Genomic DNA, 20267 nt, shown 5'->3' on the forward strand with positions numbered 1-20267 from the left:
GCTGTTTGCGTGAGCGTACGAGAACATTTTGCTGAAGTGTCCGAAAAAATTCAAACGATGCTTGCTGATATGAAATATGGTTCAATTACAATTGTTGTGCAAGATGGAAAAGTGATTCAATTAGAGAAAAGTGAAAAGGTCCGTTTAAAGTAAAAAGCGCTGACTAGAAAAACTAGAGGCGGTTTTAATCTATTTTATTAGATTAAAACCGCCTTTTTGCTTTTACAGGGGGAAAAAACATGTTGACGTATGAAACGTGGGAAGAAAATGGTATTTCATTTTCAGAAGAAGATGAAACGAAAGGCGCTCTATCAGTATTAAGTTGGGCTTATAAAGAATATAAAGGTGAAATTGTATATGCATGTAGCTTTGGAGTGGAAGGGATGGTTTTATTGTATCTTATAAACCAAGTAAATCCATCTGCTAAAGTTGTATTTTTAGATACAAATGTTCACTTTCAAGAAACGTACGAATTAATTAAAAAGGTACGAGAGAGATTTCCTTCATTAAATATTATAGAAAAACAGCCAGCACTTACACTTGAAGAACAGGCGAAGCTTCATGGAGAAAAATTATGGGAAAGTAATCCGAACCTCTGTTGTAAAATCAGAAAAGTTTTGCCGCTAGAAAAATCATTAGCAGCCGAAAAAGCGTGGATATCAGGCCTTAGAAGGGAACAATCAGAAACGCGTAAGCATACAAAATTTGTGAATCAAGATCATCGTTTTCGGTCTATTAAAATTTGTCCGCTCATTCATTGGACTTGGAAAGAAGTTTGGCGATATGTATACAAACATAGTTTGCCGTATAATCCGCTGCATGATGTTGGCTATCCGAGTATTGGGTGTGAAAAATGTACATTGCCTATAGGAAATGGTGGCGACTCAAGAGATGGAAGATGGGCTGGGAAAATGAAGACAGAATGCGGACTTCATTTTCAATAAGATAGATCTTGAAATAACTCTAAGAAGGGATATAAAAAGATGAGTACAACAAATAAATTAGTAAACCGTATTGATGAAACATATGACATATCGAACATTGTAAAAGAAATTGAGCTAGACAAAATTGCGCTTAGTGATTTAGAACTTCTGGCGATAGGGGGATATAGTCCACTTACAGGATTTTTAGGGAAGAGAGATTATGACTCAGTTGTAGAAACACTTCGCTTAGTAAACGGTAGTGTTTGGAGTATACCGATTGCATTACCAGTAACAGAAGAAGAAGCGGATAGATTGAAAATTGGAGAAGAAGTAAAACTGGTTAAAGATGGAACTGTATATGGTGTTATTCAAATAGAAGATATTTTTGTACCGGATAAAGAAAAAGAAGCGTTACTTGTGTATAAAACGACGGATGAGGCTCATCCAGGTGTGAAAAAATTGTACGATCGACCGAACGTTTACGTTGGAGGAGCTATTATTCTAATACAACGCTCTGAAAATAATCCGTTTGCTTCCTATTATTTAGATCCAATCGAAACAAGAGAAGAATTTAAAAAACGGGGATGGAAAACAGTAGTTGGTTTCCAAACACGCAATCCTGTACATCGTGCACATGAATATATTCAAAAATCTGCACTTGAAATTGTAGATGGTCTCTTTTTAAACCCGCTCGTTGGTGAAACGAAATCAGATGATATTCCAGCTGATGTAAGGATGGAAAGTTATGAGGTATTACTGAAAAATTATTATCCGCCAAATCGCGTTTTTTTAGGGGTATTTCCCGCAGCGATGCGTTATGCAGGACCACGTGAAGCGATATTTCATGCGCTTGTAAGAAAAAATTTCGGCTGTACACACTTTATTGTAGGGCGGGATCACGCTGGAGTGGGAAATTATTATGGAACATATGAAGCGCAGGAAATCTTTACGGACTTTACGGTGGAAGAGTTAGGGATTACGCCGCTATTCTTTGAACATAGTTTTTACTGTACTAGATGTGAAGCAATGGCTTCGACAAAAACGTGCCCACACGGGAAAGAGGACCATGTTATTTTGTCAGGTACGAAAGTAAGAGAAATGTTACGAAATGGAGAGATTCCCCCAAGTGCATTTAGCCGTAAAGAAGTAGTGGAAGTGTTAATTAAAGGCTTGAAGAAAGAAGCAGTAACAGAATAGGGAGAGAACGAGATGGATACAAATATTACTTGGCATGCAGCGTCTGTTTCAAAGGGTGAGAGAAGAGAGAAGAATGGTCATCATAGTTTTGTAATTTGGTTTACGGGCTTATCAGCTTCGGGTAAATCAACAGTAGCAAATGCGGTGGCTCGGAAACTATTTGAAAACAATATCGGAAACTATGTATTAGATGGAGATAACATCCGCCACGGTTTAAATAAAGATTTAGGTTTTTCTGAAAGTGATCGTATGGAAAATATAAGGCGCATTGGTGAAGTGGCGAAGCTATTTGTAGATGAAGGAACAGTTGTCCTTACAGCGTTTATTTCACCATATCGAGTAGATCGTAAACAAGTTAGAGACCTTTTGGCAGCAAATGAATTTATTGAAGTCTTTGTGAAGTGTCCAATTGAAGAATGTGAGAAACGTGATCCGAAAGGACTTTATAAAAAAGCGAGACAAGGTGATGTTAAGCAGTTTACGGGCATTGATTCACCATATGAGGAACCAGAACGAGCAGAATTAATTGTAGAAACGCACAAGTATTCTATTGAAGAATGTGCAGAACAAATTGTGAAGTACTTACAAGAGCGTAGTTTCATATAGGGGGATAAAAGATGAGTTATGAAAAAGTGTGGGCTAATAATGAAAAATTAAATCAGACAGAGAAAAATAAATTAGAAAAAGATGGGTTAGAAATCTTTAATAACATTCCTTACTATGCGGAGAATGGATTTGAATCTATTCCGAAAGAAGAGTGGGATGCCTTTAAATGGGCGGGATTGTATTTGCAACGACCAAAAGAAGCTGGCTATTTTATGATGCGTGTTAATATTCCTTCTGGGATCATTACAAATGCGCAGGCAGAGGTGCTAGCTTCCATCGCTGAAGATTATGGGCGTGATGTGTTAGATATTACGACAAGACAGGCGATTCAGTTTCATTGGTTAGAAATTGGGCAAATTCCGGATATTTTTAAAAGATTAGCGAGAGTTGGTTTATCTTCAGCAGGGGCATGCGGTGATATTACGCGTAATATTACAGGTAATCCGCTTGCTGGAATTGATGCGAATGAACTATTTGATACAACATCGATTGTTAAAGAAATATACGATTACTTCCAACATAATGAAGAGTTTTCTAATCTACCACGTAAATTTAAAATGTCTATTAGTTCTAACATTTATAATTCAGCAAATGCTGAAATTAACTGTGTGGCATTTACACCTGCTACGAAAGAAATAGATGGTGAGAAAAAAGTTGGTTTTCATATAAAAGTAGGCGGAGGCTTATCAGCTCGTCCGTACTTAGCGGAAGAATTAGATGTATTTGTTTTACCAGAAGAAGTGAAGGCAGTATCGATTGCAATTGCTACTATATTCCGTGATTTTGGATATCGTGAAAAACGCCACTTAGCACGTTTGAAATTTCTTGTCGCTGACTGGGGCGCTGAGAAATTTAAAGAGAAACTAGTAGAATACACAGGCCCGTTGCAAGGTAAAGGGGAAAGTGCTCTCAAAGGCTGGAATGCAGGATACTTTTATGGCGTTCAAGATCAAAAACAAGAAGGATTAAAGTATGTCGGCTTTAATGTACCAGTAGGACGTTTACATGCAGAGGAAATGTTTGAGATTGCAAGAATTGCAAAGAAATATGGAAACGGGCAAATTCGAACTTGTAACTCTCAAAACTTCATTGTTCCGAATATTCCGCCGGAAAATGTTGCAGGATTATTAAGTGAACCGTTGTTTGAAGCAATTTCTGCAAATCCGAAATCATTTATTGGTCATGCGGTTTCATGTACTGGTATTGAGTATTGCAATCTTGCGTTAGTAGAAACGAAAGAAAGATTACGCAAAATCGCAGAGTACTTAGATACACAAATTGCACTCGATGTTCCAGTTCGAATTCACATGGTAGGATGCCCGAACTCCTGTGGTCAACGTCAAATTGCTGATATTGGTTTGCAAGGGGTAAAACTGAAAACGAAGGAAAAGGGAATCGTTGAGGCGTTTGAAATATATGTGGGCGGAACGCTATTAGACGGAGGAGCATATAACGAAAAATTAAAAGGGAAAATAGATGGAGAAGATTTGCCGGATGTTCTCGTGTCCTTTTTAAGTTATTTCCAAAAGAATAAATTACTAGCCGAAACGTTTTATGATTTCGTAGGACGTGTTGGAGTGGAAGAATTACAAATTGTACTAAATCGTGTATTAGAAGAAGTAATAGCGTCTTAGGAGGGACAATATGGATTTATATCGATTTGAAGCTGTATTAGCGAATAGTGTTGTTCCGATAGTCGTTGTTGCTCAAAGTGAAGAACAAGCATTTAAGCTTGCGGAGATAGAACTTGAAAAATACTTTTTACCGCTACCAGAAGTGAAAGAACTCTCTTTATATGAAAAAAAGAAGATTCGAAAAGGCGCGGCATTTGTTATTCATGAGTAAGGAGCAGTGTAATACGAAATAAGGGTAACTTCCATTCGTGATGAAGAGTGGAAGTTTCATTTTATAGTAGAAATGAGGAGAGATGATGGGGAAGGTTTATATCGTCGGGGCGGGTCCTGGTGATCCGGATTTAATTACTGTTAAAGGGTTGAAATGTATTGAGAAGGCAGATGTTATTTTATATGATCGCCTTGTGAATAAAGAGTTACTTTCTTATGCAAAGCCTGAGGCAGATTTAATTTATTGCGGGAAACTCCCGAATTATCACACGATGAAGCAAGAGACAATTAACACATTTCTTATTAAATATGCGAAAAAAGGAAAAGTTGTAACGAGGCTTAAGGGCGGAGATCCATTTGTATTTGGAAGAGGTGGAGAAGAAGCTGAAGCGTTAGCGAAGCAAAGTATCCCATTTGAAATTATTCCTGGTATTTCAGCTGGTATAGCTGCTCCTGCTTACGCTGGAATTCCAGTAACGCACCGCGATGCAAGTGCAAGTTTTGCTGTTGTGACAGGGCACCGGAAAGAAGGTGCTGAAGAGGAAGTGAAGTGGGAAAGTTTAGCGAAAGGTGTGGATACATTAGCGGTCTATATGGGGGTTAGTAATTTACCTTATATATGTGAACAACTTATAAAACATGGAAAAGATCAAAATACACCTGCCGCTATCATTGAGTGGGGAACGACATCTATGCAGCGTACTGTTACAGCGACGTTAGGAACAATTGTAGATGTTGCCAAAAAAGAACAAATTCAAAATCCGAGTATGATTGTTATTGGAGAAGTTGTCCGTTTTAGAGAAAAGATACATTGGTTTGAGAAACAAACGGAAAATGCATATCAAGTAAGCGGAGTATTGTAAAATGAAGGCTGTTATATATATATGTCATGGAAGTCGTTTGAAAGCAGCAAAAGAAGAAGCGGTTGCATTTATTACGTCATGTATGAACCGTGTAGAGGCAAATATTCAAGAAATTTGTTTTTTAGAGCTAGCGAGTCCTTCTATTGAAGAAGGATTTCGTACATGTGTGAAGCGTGGTGCTACAGAGATTGTCGCCATTCCTGTTTTTTTATTAGCGGCAGGACATGTAAAGAAAGATATTCCGCTCGAATTACGAAAGTTAAACGAGGAATATCCGGATATCAAAATAGTGTATGGTAATCCATTTGGTGTATCAGAAGTGCTTGTAAAAGCGGTATATAACGGAATTGGCATTAAAGACTATGAAGAAGAAGTAACACTTTTGCTTGTTGCAAGAGGGAGTAGTGATCCGGAAACTTTACAAGACATAAAGTGGATTTCTTCTTTATTTCAAAAAGAAGAGAACATTAAAGAGGTGGAAGTTTGTTATTTAGCAGCCGCGGAGCCGAAGTTTGATGAGAAGTTGAAAGAAATTGTAGAACAAAAAGAACGAAACATTGTTGTGTTACCTTACTTATTATTTACAGGCTTACTCATGAAACATGTTGAGAAAGAAGTGCGTCAATATGAGTCGGAAGAGATAAAAATAAGTCCATATTTAGGAAAGAATGTAGCGTTTCGGGAGATGTTAATTCAGAAAACAGAGGAAATATTGAAGGGAGATCAATATGTATCCACTTACAGTGCGAGTTGATAAGAAACGTGTTGTTGTCATTGGTGGGGGGAAAGTAGCAGGGTTTAAAATTATTCCTTTACTAAAACAAGGTGCGGATATAGTTGTGGTAAGTACAGAATTAGATGCGAATTTAGTGAAACTTGTAGAAGAAAAGCAAATTCGTTGGTATCAAAGAGAGTATGAGAAAAGTGATATTAAAGATGCTTTTTTAGTAGTTGTAGCGACTAGCGATTCGGTACTAAATGAACAAATTGCTGAAGATGCCTCGGTAAATCAACTGGTAAATGTTATTACGAATCCGGAAAGTGGAAATGTTCATTTTCCGGCGGCAATTCATCGTGGACTACTTAATGTAGCTGTTTCTACTGGAGGGGCAAGTCCGAAACTTGCAAAAAAAATTCGTGATGATATCGCAAATAAATATGATGAGAAGTATGAATTGTATCTTGATTTTTTATATGAAGTTAGAATAAAAGTGAAAGAATTACAAGTAGAGAAAAGGCAAAAAAATATATTGTTGCAAGAAGTATTAAAGTCGATATATGTTCAAAGTGAACAAAAAAGAGAGCTTTTTTTACAAGAATTAGAGAGGGGAATTTATATAGGATAGTGAGTGAATTGTCCTTTACAAATATAAAAATATAATTTATAATCACAAGTAACTTCAATAGATGAAATCGATGAGCAAGAAGAGTACGTATATTTGAGGCGTTCAGAGAACTGGGGTAAGGTGTGAGCCCGGTACGATAAAATATACAGAATGGGCTTGCGAGAGGTATGCTGAACATTGCAGTAGGCAACCCGGGTTCCGCCGTTAAAAGGATAGAGTATCGGAATTTTCCTGTACTTGAACAAGTGGGATTTATCAATCCAATTGAGGTGGTACCACGGTATTTATATTACATATATCGTCCTCTACATGCATATTTGCGTGTAGGGGACTTTTTTATTTTCTAAAGGAGGTGTGCGAGTATGAAATGAAAGTGTATAATTGATAAAAGTTATAATATTCAGAAAAGGAGAAATTATGATGAAAGAAACACAGCAATGGACGTCGAAAATTGGATTTGTACTCGCAGCAGCCGGAGCCGCAGTAGGTCTTGGTGCAATATGGAAGTTTCCATATGTTGCAGGTAATGGAGGGGGAGGCGCATTCTTCCTTGTATTCTTACTATTAACTGTATTTATTGGTATGCCCCTTCTTTTAGCTGAATTTGTTATTGGCCGTAGTACTCAAAAAGAGGCAGTTACAGCTTATAAAGTATTAGTACCGAATAGCAAGTTATATCCTTGGATTGGTCGTATGGGAGTTGTTACTTGTTTTAGCGTACTATCTTTTTATAGTGTTGTAGGTGGATGGATTTTACTTTATTTATACTATAGTGTCACAGGTAGTTTCTGGAACGGGGTAGTCGATTATGGGCAATTGTTTGCTGAAACAATTTCAAATCCAGTAAGTGCGATTGGGGCGCAATTCATCTTTATGCTTTGTACCATTTTTGTTGTTAGTAAAGGTGTGGAAAAAGGCATAGAAAAAGCAAGTAAGTACATGATGCCGCTATTATTCATTTTATTTATTGCTATCATTATTCGTGCATTAACACTTGATGGTGCTATGGCTGGGGTAGAGTTCTTCTTAAAACCAGATTTTTCAAAGCTTACAGCAGATACGATTTTATATGCGATGGGACAATCTTTCTTCTCACTAACGGTAGGTGCCTCGGTAATGGTAACGTATAGTTCGTATTTAAAGAAAGAAGAGCATTTAGCTAAATCAGCAACATCTATTGTAAGTTTAACTGTATTTATTACAGTACTTGCAGGATTAGCGATTTTTCCGGCGATTTTCGCATTAGGAGTTAAACCGACAGAAGGACCAGGGCTACTGTTTATCGTTCTTCCTGCTGTCTTTGCGAAAATTCCATTTGGACAATTTTTCTTCATTATGTTTTTAGTGTTATTCTTCTTTGCGACTTTAACATCTGCGATTTCAATGCTTGAAATTGTAGTAGCATCTGTTGCGAAAGATAATGAGAAGAAGCGTCCGTCAGCTTCGTTATTAATTGGTATTCTTATTTTCGCAGTTGGAATTCCATCAGCGTTATCGTTTGGAATTATGAGTGATGTGAAAATATTTGGTAAGACATTCTTTGATTTCGTCGATTTTTCGGTAAGTAATGTATTACTGCCATTAGGAGTACTAGCCATTTCGCTATTCGTACCAAATAAAATGAATAAAGAGTTATTAATGAAAGAATTAGAAGTTACGGAAACGAAAGGGAAAACATTATTTAACATTTGGTTCTTCTTACTTCGCTATGTTATTCCGGTAACTGTAATTATCGTATTTTTAAATGCGGTAGGCGTATTTAAAATGTTTGCATAATAAAAAGACGGAGATTTCTCCGTCTTTTTATTATGTTGTAGATGTATTTAATAAGCGATTATATGCTTTATAAGCTGTGACAACGGCGATAAATGATCCAATTAAAAATAACGCTGAGCCGCCAAATGTAAATAATCGGCCGATGTATGTTTCCCTCGCTTCCTCTATTTCTTCTTGTAATTGTGTATTCATATTGATCCCCCCGCAAAATATAGGCATGTAGTTGTAGTCTATGTGAAATGCCTATAAAGTGTGAAATGGTAGTAAAAAAACTCGGTATGCACCGAGTTTTTTTATAGTCCGATATAAGGAGATGGATCAACTGCGTTTGTCTTACCGACATTCCATTCTCCAATATGAAGTTCGAAGTGTAAATGTTGTCCAAAAGATTGTCCAGTATTTCCCATGAAGCCAAGTTGATCGCCTTGTTTTACAGTTTGTCCATTGGATACAGAGCGGCTATTCATATGTGCGTACACTGTCGTATATGTTTTTCCGTTAACACGGTGAGATAAGTAGACAACGTTTCCGTAACTAGAGGATAATTCTGAACGGATAACAACGCCATCTGCAGCGGCAATAATTGGAACTGTCCCCGAAGCTGCGATATCGATTCCTTTATGGTTATCTAAAGAACGTGTGCCAAATCCAGAAGTTTTTGATCCAGCGGCTGGCTTAATAAATCCACCTTTGTTCGTATCTTGCGGTGTTGGTGCGGATTGTGTGCTTTCTTTAGCAGAAGCGGTGGCTTGTTTTTTTGCTTCCTCAGCCTTACGTGCCTCTTCAGCTTTCCGAGCTTCTTCCGCACGTTTTTCTTCTTCAATTGCTTTTTGAACAGCTTGACGCTGGTTTTCTAAAATACCTTGTGACTCTTCTAATCCTTCAATCTCGGAATCTACTTTTGATACTTTCGTATGTAGATCTTTAATAAGAGTTTGTTGCTGTTGTTGGTTATTTTGTAACTCTTGTTGTTTTTGTACTAATTTTTGCTCGGATTCTTTCAGTTGTTGCTCTTTTTTTTCAACGGCTTCTTTTTCTGTCGTTACAGCATTTTGATCACTTGTTTGTTTTTTTACAATATCTGTATCGTTATTTAAAATTAAACTTACAGAATACATATTATCAACAAGATCGGCAATATTTGCAGAACTTGTTATTACTTCTGTAATGATACTCGTACGAGGCTTTTCTTGCATAGATTGTAGTCGTTGTTTAATAACTTCCTGCCGTGTATCTATGTTCGTTTGTAATTGCTCTATATGTTTCTTTTTTTCAGCAATAACTTGCTGCGTTTTGCTAATTTCTTTTTTTGTATCGTTTAATTCAGCCTCGTTTTTATTAATAGAAGTAGTTAATTCGTCGATTTTCTTTTGTAATTCTTGGATTTCTTTTTCTATTTGTTCTTTCTCAGCTGATTTATTTTGTAAGTCATTTTGTTTGCCTTCTAATTCAGATTGAATATTAGATAATTTATTTTCATTCGTTTCAGCGTATACGGGTGAAAGTAACGGGGAAACGAAAATTGTTCCAGCTGCTAAAACACTAAACGCTGCAAATTTCTTTTTCATTGTTGTCTTGCTCCTTTCCCTATGAATGTATATATCATAAGAAGAAGAAGGGTGTCTATCGTTGTAATCATAATGTAAAGAAAACTTTATAAACTTGCTAAGTTTTGTCGGAATTTAGCACCTTTTCGTAGTGTTTGTCATAAAGTTAAAATTCTTGAATGTATAGAAAAAGGTATCAATTTCTATTTTTTTTCTAAAAAAATCATGGAAAATGATGGAGTTTTCCATGATGAAACATTACTTTAAAAACCTATAAATCATTAGTGAGGAATCGTTCTCATGTGAGGTTTTCTGACATGGGATTTGTTTTTGTCAAGAAAATTATTTGCGTTCGGGAAAAGTTATTTTGTTGTCAGATTTAATTTTTTGATTTATGATTTTTAACAGGGACAAAATGTAGTGAATTGTCGAATAATATGTAATACTCTTAATTTCATGTTTTATAGAGATAGAATGAGAGATAGAGTGACACATCGAAGAGGGGGTTACCACAAGTATGAAAAGAATAGGACTTGCATGGCAAATTTTAATAGGACTTGTGCTTGGTATTGCAGTTGGGGCGATTTTCTTTGACAATCCGGCAGTGGTGAAGTACTTACAACCAATTGGTGATATTTTCATCCGATTAATTAAAATGATCGTTGTACCGATTGTTGTAGCAAGTATTGTTGTTGGGGTTGCTGGTGTTGGTGATATTAAAAAGTTAGGTCGATTAGGCGGAAAAACAATTCTTTACTTTGAAATTATTACAACGATTGCGATTGTTGTCGGTCTATTGGTAGCGAATATTTTCCAACCAGGAAACGGCGTCGATATGGATAAATTAACGAAGACAGATATTTCAAAATATACAGCTACGACAGAGCAAGTACAAAGTCATTCGTTCGCGGATACATTTGTAAATATTGTTCCGACGAATATTATGAAATCATTAGCTGATGGTGATATGCTTGCCATTATTTTCTTCTCTGTACTATTTGGTTTAGGGGTTGCAGCGATTGGTGAAAGAGGAAGACCGGTTCTTCAATTTTTCCAAGGTGTAGCTGATGCAATGTTTTACGTAACGAACCAAGTTATGAAATTCGCACCATTTGGTGTATTTGCATTAATTGGTGTTACAGTTTCTACATTCGGTTTAGCTTCATTGATTCCATTAGGAAAATTACTAATTGTCGTATATGGAGCAATGATCTTCTTCGTTGTAGTAGTATTAGGACTTACAGCGAAAATATTCGGTATTAACATTTTCCAATTCTTTAAAATTTTAAAAGACGAGCTGATCTTAGCGTATTCTACAGCAAGTTCAGAAACAGTTTTACCGAAAATTATGGAGAAAATGGAGAAATTCGGTTGTCCGAAAGCAATTACATCTTTCGTTATTCCGACAGGTTATTCATTTAACTTAGATGGATCAACATTATATCAAGCAATTGCGGCAATTTTCTTAGCGCAAATGTATGGTATTGATTTATCCATTACACAACAAATTACATTATTACTTGTATTAATGGTTACATCAAAAGGTATCGCGGGTGTACCGGGCGTATCATTCGTTGTACTATTAGCAACACTTGGTACAGTAGGTATTCCAGCAGAAGGTTTAGCATTTATCGCAGGTATTGACCGTATTTTAGATATGGCTCGTACAGCAGTTAACGTTGTAGGTAACTCTTTAGCGGCTGTAGTTATGTCTAAGTGGGAAGGTCAATATGACGCTGAAAAAGGACAAGCCTATTTAAAAGAGATTTCTGAAAAAGGTCAAGCGGCTTAATTATGATTTATAAAGCTCTCACATATTATGTGAGAGCTTTTCTGTATGTAGAAGAGGAGAGAAAGTTATGAAACGTAAGTACGGTGATGGTTCTACGTGGAAGCGATTACTAGAGAAGACATACACAGTAAAACAAGCTGAAGCAGGTATGTTAGGAATATTGGATATAAAAAAGGTGAGAGAGCCTAGTTATAAAGAATACAATAGTAAAGAGCTTTGCATTGCAGATGGTGGGTATACATGGATGCAATACTTTATAAATGGGAAAAACTTTGCAATTACAGCTATGTTAGACAATCAAAAACAATTAGTGCAATATTATATCGATGTGACGAAAGAATTTAAAATAGACGATCGTGGTTTACCTTATTTTGATGATTTATACTTAGATGTAGTATTGTTACCGAACGGTGAAATCTATGTACTGGATGAAGACGAGTTAGAGGATGCTTATAAAACTGGTGATGTTACAAAAGAAGAATATGAGTTAGCATGGAATACAACAAAATGGATTATAGCGACCATAAAAAATAGAAAATTTTATTGGATCTCAATATTGGATAAAGAAATTGAAAAGTTAAAATGATTGGTGTATTCGTGTTTTTGTATAATTACCAAAAAAATCTATACAAAAAATAATTGACTTTTGTTTTGTAAGCGAGTAAAGTTAGGAAAGAAATTATTATTAAAAATTAAATATGAAACCTTCTTATAAAGAGAGGCGGAGGGACTGGCCCTACGATGCCTCGGCAGCGGACTCGATTTCAGAGTGCTGTGCCAAATCCAGCAAGCATGTGCTTGAATGATGAGAAGAGCGTTTCTTATAGATGTATAAGACCTCTTCTTTTCGGAAGAGGTCTTTTGTTATTCATTAGAAAAGGTTGAAAACTAGGGAGAGATGATACTTTGAAAGAAACGAGAGGAAATGGTTTAGCTTTATTACCACTTGGAATATTTTTGGCGCTATTTATTGGTTCTGGGATTATTACAGGTGATTTCTATAAATTGCCGATACTTGTAGCGATTTCAATTGCTGTAGGAATTGCTTTAGTGATGAATCGTAAGGAAAGCTTTAATGTGAAAGTAGAACGATTTGCTAAAGGTGCAGGAAACCCTGATATTATGATCATGGTTCTGATTTTTGTACTTGCAGGGGCGTTTTCTGAAACAGCAAAAGGAATGGGTGGAGTAGATTCCACTGTTAACTTAGCGTTATCTATTTTACCCCAAGGATTTATCGTTGCTGGAATTTTTGTTATAGGGGCATTTATTTCATTAGCGATGGGAACTTCAATGGGAACAATTGCTGCATTAGCACCGATTGCTGTAGGTATTAGTGGGCAAACTGATATCTCAATTGCACTTGCGATGGCTACTGTTGTGGGCGGAGCGATGTTTGGTGATAATTTATCATTTATTTCAGATACGACAATCGCAGCTGTTCGTTCACAAGGAACAGAAATGAAAGATAAGTTTAAAACGAACTTTTTAATTGTATTACCAGCCGCTATTATTACAATTGTACTATTAGTAATAATTACTTTAGGAAGTGATACACAAGTTAAAGCTCATAGTTTTGACTGGATAAAGATTTTACCGTATGCAGGAGTACTTATTACAGCACTACTTGGTTGGAATGTACTTATTGTGTTAACTGGTGGAACAGTATTATCAGGTGCTATCGGCCTTATAGATGGAAGTTACACGTTAGAGAGTTTCTTTAAAAGTATAACGACTGGAATGGGCGGTATGATGGAGCTAGTACTACTTGCTATATTAATCGGTGGTATGGTTGAACTGATCCAATATAATGGTGGTATTCAATATTTAATGAATCTTTTAACGCGTAATATTCGTTCGAAAAAAGGAGCGGAATTTGGTATAGCTGGTTTAGTGAGCATGACGAATATGTGTACAGCAAATAATACGATTTCGATTATCTTTACAGGTCCGCTTGCGAAAAACATTGCGGATCAGTATGAAATTGATCCCCGTAAATCAGCGAGTGTATTAGATCTTTTCTCATGTTGTGTGCAAGGATTAATCCCATATGGTGCTCAAATGTTAACAGCGGCAGGATTTGCTGCGTTATCTCCGGTCGAATTGTTACCATATGCATTTTATCCAATTTTAGTTGGAGTATGTGGAATCATTTCTATATTAATTGGTTTCCCGAGGTTTTCTAAAGTGGCGGAAAAAAAAGAGTATCATAAAACAGCATAATTAAATATGAGTTTTATTAGTAGCAACAGAAGCCGTACAGAGAATATTCTCTGTACGGCTTTTTATGTGCGATAAAAGAGTGAGTTATCCTATCTTTCCTTATATTTTCACAAAAGGCTGAATGCAACTCGGTCTTAAGTCTGAGTCGAAAACAGTTCTTAAGCTCGTTATGAAAAAATGAAAAAATAGTTAAGATAAGAGTATCAAATCGAAGGGAGGCGAGCACAAGATGAAACAATTTCTAGCGTTTATCGCGGCCGGTATTTTGGCTTTAATTGCTCTTGGTAGTCTTGCTGGTATTGTAGGATTTGCCATTGGAGCAGGAGTTGTGTACTGGAGCTATAAATCATTTGTGCGAGCTAAATCGTTTTTTGGAAAGTTAGCTTGGGGTATTGTTGGTTTAATCGGTTTGTCCATTGCACTTTCTCATTCCCCAGCATTAATCGGCATCGCAGCATTAGTAGTTTTATACTACGGATACCGTGAGTGGAAAAAAGGAAAAAATGTAGTTGTTGATTCTGCTCCGGAAAGTTCTAAGCCATATAGCAACTTTGAAGATGAGTGGAACAAGTTAATGAAAAACTAATATAAAATAAATCAAACTATGAAGTAGAAGAGAGGAAGATTATAATGAAACAATCTTTATTCGGACGTGTACGCGATGCAATTTTAGCTGATTTTCATAATGTGTTAGATGAGAAAGAAAGAAAAAATCCAATTGCTATGTTAAACCAATATTTACGCGATAGTGAGCGTGAAATATCAAAAATTGAGAAGTTAATTCAGCGTCATAAAACATTAAAATCTAACTTTGCTCGTGAGCTTGAGCAAGCACGTTATTTCGTTAATAAAAGATCAAAGCAAGCTATCATCGCACAAGAAGCAGGCGAATTGCAATTGCATGAACGTGCATTAGAAGAAGTAGCGTATTATGAAGGGCAAGTAACTCGCTTAGAAGAAATGTATGCAGGTGTTGTAGAGCAAATTGATGAGTTAGAGCGTCGCCTTTCTGAAATGAAAAATAAATTAAAAGAAATGAACGCAAAGCGTATGGAACTAATGGCACGTGAAAATATGGCGCATGCAAATCGTCGTATGAATACTGCAATTCATAAAATGGATGAAAATAATCCGTTCTTACGATTCGAAGAAATTGAAGATCACATTCGTGACATAGAGCTTCGTATAAATGAAGAGCATGAGCGTGATACATTTGATATGAAAATTGCAAAACTAGAGCGTGAAATGAAAGAGAAAAATGAAGTATCGTTAACGAAAGAAGTAACAAAATAATTGTAGTATATAATAAAACAGGCTTATGATATAGTGATAGAAGAAAAGGTGTTGGAAAGCAATGCCTTTTCTTCTATGTATAGGTGACAAAGAGGGGGGGAGCTGAAATGAAGAAGCACTTTTCAAAAACACAATTAATGGGGATGCTCCTCATCATATTTGGATTCGGTCTTTTTCTTGATATGATACTTGGACATTTTGAACCAGGTGGTCTAATATTTGCATTTATTATGATTATGTTTGGAAGACATTATCGAAAGAAGAACCGTTATGTAAGAGGGAATGTATTTTTATTTGTCGGTGGTATTGTATTCTTATTCTTCTTATTTTCATCAGCAGCATTCGTACTTGTTGTGTTTGCTTGTTTAGCTTTAATTGGTTATCAACTTATTCAACAAGGACATCAGCAAAAAGCAATGAAAGTTGAAATTAAAGAAAAGGGATATATAGATGAAGAAAAACAAATATATCGTACAGAACCGTATATAAAAAATATGTTTGTAGGTAATGTACGAATGATGGATCATATTTATGAACTAGAGGATATTAACGTCCAATATGGTGCTTGTGATGTCGAGATTGATTTAACAACTGCTATGATTCCAGAGGGGGAAACGGTTATTGTTATTCGGGGCGTCATTGGTAATATTCGTTTATATGTACCATATGATATTGAATTGTCTTTAAATCATTCTGTTATTGTTGGGCGAGTGCTCCTGCCAGGACACGAAGAAACTGGATTTAACCGTAATGTTACGTTTAGAACAGAACAGTATAAAGAGGCCCCTCGTCGTATTAAAATTATTTCTTCGCTTGTCGTAGGCGATACGGAAGTGAGGAAAGTATAATGAAAAAACAAAGGAATATTTCGTGGATGTATATTCGTTATTCTATGTTGTCCTCTGTGAGTATCGCACTTATTTGTACAATTGTATATGTATGGAAAAGCGAGCAACAAGTTTATGATTTACTATGGAAAGAATCCATTGCTTCTGTTCCAATTGGCTTGTTTATTGTGAGTACGAGTCTTCTTATCGGAGGAATTGTAGGATATGCAATCGGTTATTATATAGAACAGCGTATACAAGGATTAAATACTTTTCTATTTGAAGTAGAACGAGGGAATTTTCCAAGTGATGTTTCATTTACTGCGGACGATGAATTTCATGAAGTGGAACGAAAAGTAATTGGTCTTGCTCGTCGCTTAGAGGAGCAAGCTGGGCTATTTCAAAAAGTAACGAATGAACGAGCCCATTGGAATGAAGAGATGAGACAAGAAGCGATTTCTCAAGAAAGGCATCGATTAGCGAGAGAGCTGCATGATTCTGTAAGTCAGCAGCTTTTTGCAATGTCGATGATGATGTCAGCCATTAATGAACAAGCAGCTGAAATTCCAGACACGACGAAAAAACAGTTGCAGCTTGTTGAGAATATGGTTGTAAATGCACAATCAGAAATGAGAGCATTGCTCCTTCATTTACGCCCAGTGCAGTTAGAAGGTAAGAAACTAATAGAGGGTATAGAAGAATTATTAACAGAACTGTCTAGAAAGCAACATATGAAAATTGAATGGTTAATTGAACCGATTCAATTAAAAAAAGGTGTAGAGGATCATTTATTCCGTATTGTACAAGAGGCGCTGTCTAATACTTTACGGCATGCGAAGGCAAAGAAAACCGAAGTACGCCTTCGTAAAATTGATCAATATGCGATTTTGAAAATTATTGATGACGGTGTTGGGTTTAAAGTTGGGGTTAATAAGGCCGGTTCATACGGTTTAAGATCAATGCAAGAGCGAGTTCATGAAATTGGTGGTACATTAAAAGTTCTTAGTTTTCCGAATAAAGGTACGCAAATAGAAGTGAAAGTACCAATTATGATTGAGAGAGGGGGAGAATCATGATAAAAGTATTACTAGTTGATGATCATGAAATGGTTCGAATGGGTGTATCAGCATATTTATCAACGCAGCCAGATATTGAAGTAGTTGGAGAAGCTGAAAATGGAAGAAAAGGTTCAGAGTTAGCTTTGCAATTAAGACCGGATATTATTTTAATGGACCTTGTTATGGATGAGATGGATGGGGTTGAAGCAACACGTGCTATTATTCAAGAATGGCCAGAAGCGAAAATTGTAGTTGTAACAAGCTTTTTAGATGATGAAAAGTTATATCCTGTTATTGAGGCGGGAGCGACAAGTTATTTATTAAAAACATCAAGAGCGAGTGATATTGCAGACGCTGTAAGAGCTACTTATGGTGGGGAAACGGTATTAGAGCCGAAAGTTACTGGCAAAATGATGTCTCGTATGCGTCAGAAGAAAGAACACCCTTTGCATGAGGAGTTAACAGAAAGAGAGTCTGAAATTTTGTTATTAATTGCAGAGGGGAAAAGTAATCAAGAGATTGCAGATGAGTTGTTTATTGCCCTTAAAACAGTAAAGACACATGTGAGTAATATATTAAATAAGCTAAATGTAAGTGACCGGACACAGGCGGTTATTTATGCGTTTAGACACCAATTGACGAAATAAGAAGGAAGCTTTGACTATATATGGTCAAAGCTTTTGTTGACGGTTATTTATGTAAGCGGTATCATTAGGGTGTTAACAGTACATACAAAGGGGAGAGAGTGTATGTTAGTTCAAACGATATTTGGAATGGATACAACGAAAAAATTAGGTAACTATGTGAATGCGTTGCAAGCACTTTGTGAACAATATGATATTGAAACAGATCGTATTGCAATTATTGAGGCAACAGAAGAATATTATTTATTTCTAGTGAAGCAAGAAGATTGCTATGATGTTGTAAAAGTAGAAACAGTGGATACGAATATTGATTACTATACGAAAGCCTATAAAGTAAGTAGCTTTAATCATACTTCTTATCAAATGTAAAAAAACTCCCGAAATGGGAGTTTTTTTATGATACTTTCGATTCAGGTGAATGACCCGTTAATGGTACTGCTTTTGCACCACTTAACTTTGCGATAGCAAAACCGATAATAGCCCCAACTAATGCTGGCACTAACCAGCCAATTCCTTCATTATATAATGGAATAAACTCGAAATAAGATGTGATAAATGAAACAGGAATATCCCCTTGTTTTAATCCATCAAATACGCTCACAATTGCGGATCCAATTAACGCACCTACATAAACAGAACGATATCCACCGAAATATTTATGAAGTAATGATAGTAACACAAGTACAATCGCAATTGGATATACAACAAGTAAAATAGGCACAGAGATGGCAATAATTTTTGTTAAACCTAAGTTGGCAACTAATAATCCTAATGAGCAAATGATACTTGCTAACGTTTTGTATGAAAATTTTGTCAATAAAGTTGAGAAATATTGACTACATGCAGATACAAGTCCAACACATGTTGTTAAGCAAGCGAGTGTAACGATAAGAGATAGTAGGATTAGACCGTATGGACCAAGTAATTGTTGTACGATAACGGTAAGTAGCTGTCCGCCATTTTTCGCATATCCGAGAGAGACGCTTGTTGCACCGAGCCAACCAAGTGCACCGTATACAAGTACGAGACCAGTAGCGGCAATAAGTCCTGCTTTTGCTGTTGCGATGGCAATTGATTTGCGGTCATTCACACCTTTTGAGCGAATTGCATTTACAACGATAATTCCAAATGCAAGCGCTGAAATGGTATCCATTGTTAAGTATCCTTCCATAAAACCTTTGAAAATTGGAGAAGTTTGATACTCTTGCATTGCTGGTCCAGATTGCCCAAGTGGTGAAAATACACTCTTAAAGAATAATAAGAAAATAGAGAGTAGTAAAATGGGTGTTAATACACTTCCGATACGATCGACGAGCTTAGAAGGATTTAAACTAAGCCAAAATACGATAGCAAAGAAGATGACTGTGTATAAAAATAGCGCTAGGCTGCTAGAGCGAATAGTTTCTGGTAAGAAAGAACTAACGCCCATTTCATAAGCGACATTAGCAACACGTGGGATGCCCATAGATGGACCAATTGCAATGTATACAATTATCGTAAAGAATATTCCGAATAATGGATGAACATGACTTGCAAGTTGTTGCATTCCATTTCCTGATAGAGAAATGGCGATAACAGTAAGTAGCGGTAAGCCGACTCCTGTTAGTAAAAACCCAATCATTGCTGGCCAAAAGTTTTCACCAGCATTTTGTCCAAGCATTGGAGGGAAAATTAAATTGCCTGCTCCAAAAAATAAAGAAAATAGCATAAGACCTGTGAAAAAAACATGTTTTTTTGATATAGTGTTCATTGTTTTTTCCTCCTTTTTTGTAAATTCATTGTAAGAACACAAAAAACTCGTCCCTTAAGAAAGGGACGAGTTATATTTACCCGCGATACCACCCTAATTTATACATGTAGAAATATATCTATATGTATACGGCTTTACAACGTACAACATGATACGTGTTCCTTGTAACGGGGGACGACCGGTAAGAACTTACTTCAGCATTCAGTTCTACTTCTCGGAGATGATTTTCGGTTACGAACTGAGCATTGGCTTTCAGCAAAATACCAACTCTCTGGGGAACAGCTCTATAACGTACTCGTTCTCGTCAATGAATTTTTATTCAAGTATTCTGACAGTATTTTTGCATGTTTTTTTTAGAAAGTCAACATATTTTTTGGGAAATACACTTTCCTGTAGAAATATAGCTGGGAATATAAGGGTTAATGCTGTTTGTAAAAATGCTGTAAAACATTATAGAGAATTGTAAAGTTTATGGAGAAAATCGATATTTATAGGAGTAAGGGAGGAATTGTTTGAATTTGCAGAGAATAATACAACAATCCACTTGCTGGAAAGAACAAACCAAAAGAGGTGACTGA

Annotated in this window: 22 protein-coding genes, 1 riboswitch and 2 other annotated features; of the genes, 19 read left to right on the plus strand and 3 right to left on the minus strand. The window is 36.2% G+C overall.

Annotated features, from left to right (window positions below; translation table 11 throughout):
- The first annotated feature begins 9 nt into the window (after window positions 1–9).
- From FT637_RS07980 to FT637_RS08025, 10 genes are all read left to right on the plus strand, one after another.
- Window positions 10–153: a YezD family protein gene (locus tag FT637_RS07980; RefSeq protein WP_193645825.1), complete on the plus strand. Its 144-nt coding sequence runs from the start codon at window positions 10–12 to the stop codon at window positions 151–153.
- An 86-nt stretch (window positions 154–239) separates the two neighbouring features.
- Window positions 240–944, plus strand: a complete 705-nt coding sequence (locus tag FT637_RS07985; RefSeq protein WP_193645826.1) for a phosphoadenylyl-sulfate reductase — start codon at window positions 240–242, stop codon at window positions 942–944.
- 39 nt (window positions 945–983) lie between these two features.
- Complete coding sequence (gene sat, locus FT637_RS07990; protein ID WP_193645827.1) at window positions 984–2120, plus strand: sulfate adenylyltransferase; 1137 nt, start codon at window positions 984–986, stop codon at window positions 2118–2120.
- Window positions 2121–2132: 12 nt separating this feature from the next.
- Complete coding sequence (gene cysC, locus FT637_RS07995) at window positions 2133–2726, plus strand: adenylyl-sulfate kinase (protein WP_193645828.1); 594 nt, start codon at window positions 2133–2135, stop codon at window positions 2724–2726.
- A gap of 11 nt (window positions 2727–2737) precedes the next feature.
- Window positions 2738–4360 carry a nitrite/sulfite reductase gene (locus FT637_RS08000; RefSeq protein WP_193645829.1) on the plus strand — a complete coding sequence of 541 codons (1623 nt, stop codon included), beginning with the start codon at window positions 2738–2740 and terminating at the stop codon, window positions 4358–4360.
- A 10-nt stretch (window positions 4361–4370) separates the two neighbouring features.
- The gene (locus tag FT637_RS08005) at window positions 4371–4571 is read left to right on the plus strand and encodes a DUF3906 family protein (RefSeq protein ID WP_070141468.1); all 201 of its coding nucleotides are present in this window, start codon (window positions 4371–4373) and stop codon (window positions 4569–4571) included.
- An 85-nt stretch (window positions 4572–4656) separates the two neighbouring features.
- On the plus strand, window positions 4657–5433 hold the full coding sequence (gene cobA / locus FT637_RS08010; RefSeq protein ID WP_193645830.1) for a uroporphyrinogen-III C-methyltransferase: 777 nt from the start codon (window positions 4657–4659) through the stop codon (window positions 5431–5433).
- Between the two features lies 1 nt (window position 5434).
- Window positions 5435–6187, plus strand: a complete 753-nt coding sequence (locus FT637_RS08015; protein WP_193645831.1) for a sirohydrochlorin chelatase — start codon at window positions 5435–5437, stop codon at window positions 6185–6187.
- Window positions 6162–6779, plus strand: a complete 618-nt coding sequence (locus FT637_RS08020; protein WP_193645832.1) for an NAD(P)-binding protein — start codon at window positions 6162–6164, stop codon at window positions 6777–6779. The genes FT637_RS08015 and FT637_RS08020 overlap by 26 nt, the downstream gene beginning before the upstream one ends.
- A gap of 61 nt (window positions 6780–6840) precedes the next feature.
- Window positions 6841–7088, plus strand: a binding site (T-box leader).
- Between the two features lie 111 nt (window positions 7089–7199).
- Window positions 7200–8555 carry a sodium-dependent transporter gene (locus tag FT637_RS08025; protein WP_193645833.1) on the plus strand — a complete coding sequence of 452 codons (1356 nt, stop codon included), beginning with the start codon at window positions 7200–7202 and terminating at the stop codon, window positions 8553–8555.
- 30 nt (window positions 8556–8585) lie between these two features.
- On the opposite strand, the gene FT637_RS08030 is transcribed toward FT637_RS08025, so the two are convergent.
- Entirely contained in the window at window positions 8586–8747 is a 162-nt protein-coding gene (locus FT637_RS08030; RefSeq protein WP_002158647.1) for a hypothetical protein, read from the minus strand.
- 101 nt (window positions 8748–8848) lie between these two features.
- Window positions 8849–10123: a murein hydrolase activator EnvC family protein gene (locus FT637_RS08035; protein ID WP_193645834.1), complete on the minus strand. Its 1275-nt coding sequence runs from the start codon at window positions 10121–10123 to the stop codon at window positions 8849–8851.
- A 496-nt stretch (window positions 10124–10619) separates the two neighbouring features.
- Here FT637_RS08035 and gltP point away from each other — a divergent pair, with 496 nt between their 5' ends.
- From gltP to FT637_RS08080, 9 genes are all read left to right on the plus strand, one after another.
- On the plus strand, window positions 10620–11894 hold the full coding sequence (gltP, locus tag FT637_RS08040) for a glutamate/aspartate:proton symporter GltP (RefSeq protein WP_193645835.1): 1275 nt from the start codon (window positions 10620–10622) through the stop codon (window positions 11892–11894).
- Window positions 11895–11961: 67 nt separating this feature from the next.
- Window positions 11962–12480, plus strand: coding sequence for a DUF402 domain-containing protein (locus tag FT637_RS08045; RefSeq protein WP_193645836.1), 519 nt, complete (start codon window positions 11962–11964; stop codon window positions 12478–12480).
- A gap of 120 nt (window positions 12481–12600) precedes the next feature.
- A riboswitch (SAM riboswitch) is annotated at window positions 12601–12706 on the plus strand.
- Window positions 12707–12800: 94 nt separating this feature from the next.
- Window positions 12801–14117, plus strand: a complete 1317-nt coding sequence (locus tag FT637_RS08050) for a Na+/H+ antiporter NhaC family protein (protein ID WP_193645837.1) — start codon at window positions 12801–12803, stop codon at window positions 14115–14117.
- Window positions 14118–14346: 229 nt separating this feature from the next.
- A complete protein-coding gene (locus FT637_RS08055; protein WP_002149463.1) occupies window positions 14347–14703 on the plus strand; it encodes a hypothetical protein in 357 nt (118 codons plus the stop codon).
- A gap of 44 nt (window positions 14704–14747) precedes the next feature.
- Window positions 14748–15410, plus strand: a complete 663-nt coding sequence (locus FT637_RS08060; RefSeq protein WP_193645838.1) for a PspA/IM30 family protein — start codon at window positions 14748–14750, stop codon at window positions 15408–15410.
- 107 nt (window positions 15411–15517) lie between these two features.
- Complete coding sequence (gene liaF / locus FT637_RS08065; RefSeq protein WP_002117517.1) at window positions 15518–16258, plus strand: cell wall-active antibiotics response protein LiaF; 741 nt, start codon at window positions 15518–15520, stop codon at window positions 16256–16258.
- On the plus strand, window positions 16258–17313 hold the full coding sequence (locus FT637_RS08070; RefSeq protein ID WP_193645839.1) for a sensor histidine kinase: 1056 nt from the start codon (window positions 16258–16260) through the stop codon (window positions 17311–17313). The genes liaF and FT637_RS08070 overlap by 1 nt, the downstream gene beginning before the upstream one ends.
- Complete coding sequence (locus FT637_RS08075) at window positions 17310–17942, plus strand: response regulator (protein WP_193645840.1); 633 nt, start codon at window positions 17310–17312, stop codon at window positions 17940–17942. Before FT637_RS08070 ends, FT637_RS08075 begins: the two co-directional genes overlap by 4 nt.
- A gap of 69 nt (window positions 17943–18011) precedes the next feature.
- Window positions 18012–18308 (plus strand): DUF3992 domain-containing protein, encoded by a 297-nt coding sequence (locus FT637_RS08080; RefSeq protein WP_193646239.1) that lies wholly within the window; start codon window positions 18012–18014, stop codon window positions 18306–18308.
- A 25-nt stretch (window positions 18309–18333) separates the two neighbouring features.
- Here the strand turns inward: FT637_RS08080 and brnQ3 are convergent, their stop codons facing one another.
- The gene (gene brnQ3, locus FT637_RS08085) at window positions 18334–19689 is read right to left on the minus strand and encodes a branched-chain amino acid transport system II carrier protein BrnQ3 (protein ID WP_193645841.1); all 1356 of its coding nucleotides are present in this window, start codon (window positions 19687–19689) and stop codon (window positions 18334–18336) included.
- Window positions 19690–19747: 58 nt separating this feature from the next.
- Window positions 19748–20006 (minus strand) — a binding site (T-box leader).
- Between the last annotated feature and the right edge of the window lie 261 nt (window positions 20007–20267).

This window comes from Bacillus cereus (assembly GCF_015071065.1).
Taxonomy (GTDB): domain Bacteria; phylum Bacillota; class Bacilli; order Bacillales; family Bacillaceae_G; genus Bacillus_A; species Bacillus_A cereus_BA.

Bases quoted from the DNA above. Each gene is read 5' to 3' on its own strand.
- FT637_RS07985 (WP_193645826.1), top strand. From the start codon at position 240: ATGTTGACGTATGAAACGTGGGAAGAAAATGGTATTTCATTTTCAGAA.
- sat (WP_193645827.1), top strand. From the start codon at position 984: ATGAGTACAACAAATAAATTAGTAAACCGTATTGATGAAACATATGAC.
- cysC (WP_193645828.1), top strand. From the start codon at position 2,133: ATGGATACAAATATTACTTGGCATGCAGCGTCTGTTTCAAAGGGTGAG.
- FT637_RS08000 (WP_193645829.1), top strand. From the start codon at position 2,738: ATGAGTTATGAAAAAGTGTGGGCTAATAATGAAAAATTAAATCAGACA.
- FT637_RS08005 (WP_070141468.1), top strand. From the start codon at position 4,371: ATGGATTTATATCGATTTGAAGCTGTATTAGCGAATAGTGTTGTTCCG.
- cobA (WP_193645830.1), top strand. From the start codon at position 4,657: ATGGGGAAGGTTTATATCGTCGGGGCGGGTCCTGGTGATCCGGATTTA.
- FT637_RS08015 (WP_193645831.1), top strand. From the start codon at position 5,435: ATGAAGGCTGTTATATATATATGTCATGGAAGTCGTTTGAAAGCAGCA.
- FT637_RS08020 (WP_193645832.1), top strand. From the start codon at position 6,162: ATGTATCCACTTACAGTGCGAGTTGATAAGAAACGTGTTGTTGTCATT.
- FT637_RS08025 (WP_193645833.1), top strand. From the start codon at position 7,200: ATGAAAGAAACACAGCAATGGACGTCGAAAATTGGATTTGTACTCGCA.
- FT637_RS08030 (WP_002158647.1), bottom strand. From the start codon at position 8,747: ATGAATACACAATTACAAGAAGAAATAGAGGAAGCGAGGGAAACATAC.
- FT637_RS08035 (WP_193645834.1), bottom strand. From the start codon at position 10,123: ATGAAAAAGAAATTTGCAGCGTTTAGTGTTTTAGCAGCTGGAACAATT.
- gltP (WP_193645835.1), top strand. From the start codon at position 10,620: ATGAAAAGAATAGGACTTGCATGGCAAATTTTAATAGGACTTGTGCTT.
- FT637_RS08045 (WP_193645836.1), top strand. From the start codon at position 11,962: ATGAAACGTAAGTACGGTGATGGTTCTACGTGGAAGCGATTACTAGAG.
- FT637_RS08055 (WP_002149463.1), top strand. From the start codon at position 14,347: ATGAAACAATTTCTAGCGTTTATCGCGGCCGGTATTTTGGCTTTAATT.
- FT637_RS08060 (WP_193645838.1), top strand. From the start codon at position 14,748: ATGAAACAATCTTTATTCGGACGTGTACGCGATGCAATTTTAGCTGAT.
- liaF (WP_002117517.1), top strand. From the start codon at position 15,518: ATGAAGAAGCACTTTTCAAAAACACAATTAATGGGGATGCTCCTCATC.
- FT637_RS08070 (WP_193645839.1), top strand. From the start codon at position 16,258: ATGAAAAAACAAAGGAATATTTCGTGGATGTATATTCGTTATTCTATG.
- FT637_RS08075 (WP_193645840.1), top strand. From the start codon at position 17,310: ATGATAAAAGTATTACTAGTTGATGATCATGAAATGGTTCGAATGGGT.
- brnQ3 (WP_193645841.1), bottom strand. From the start codon at position 19,689: ATGAACACTATATCAAAAAAACATGTTTTTTTCACAGGTCTTATGCTA.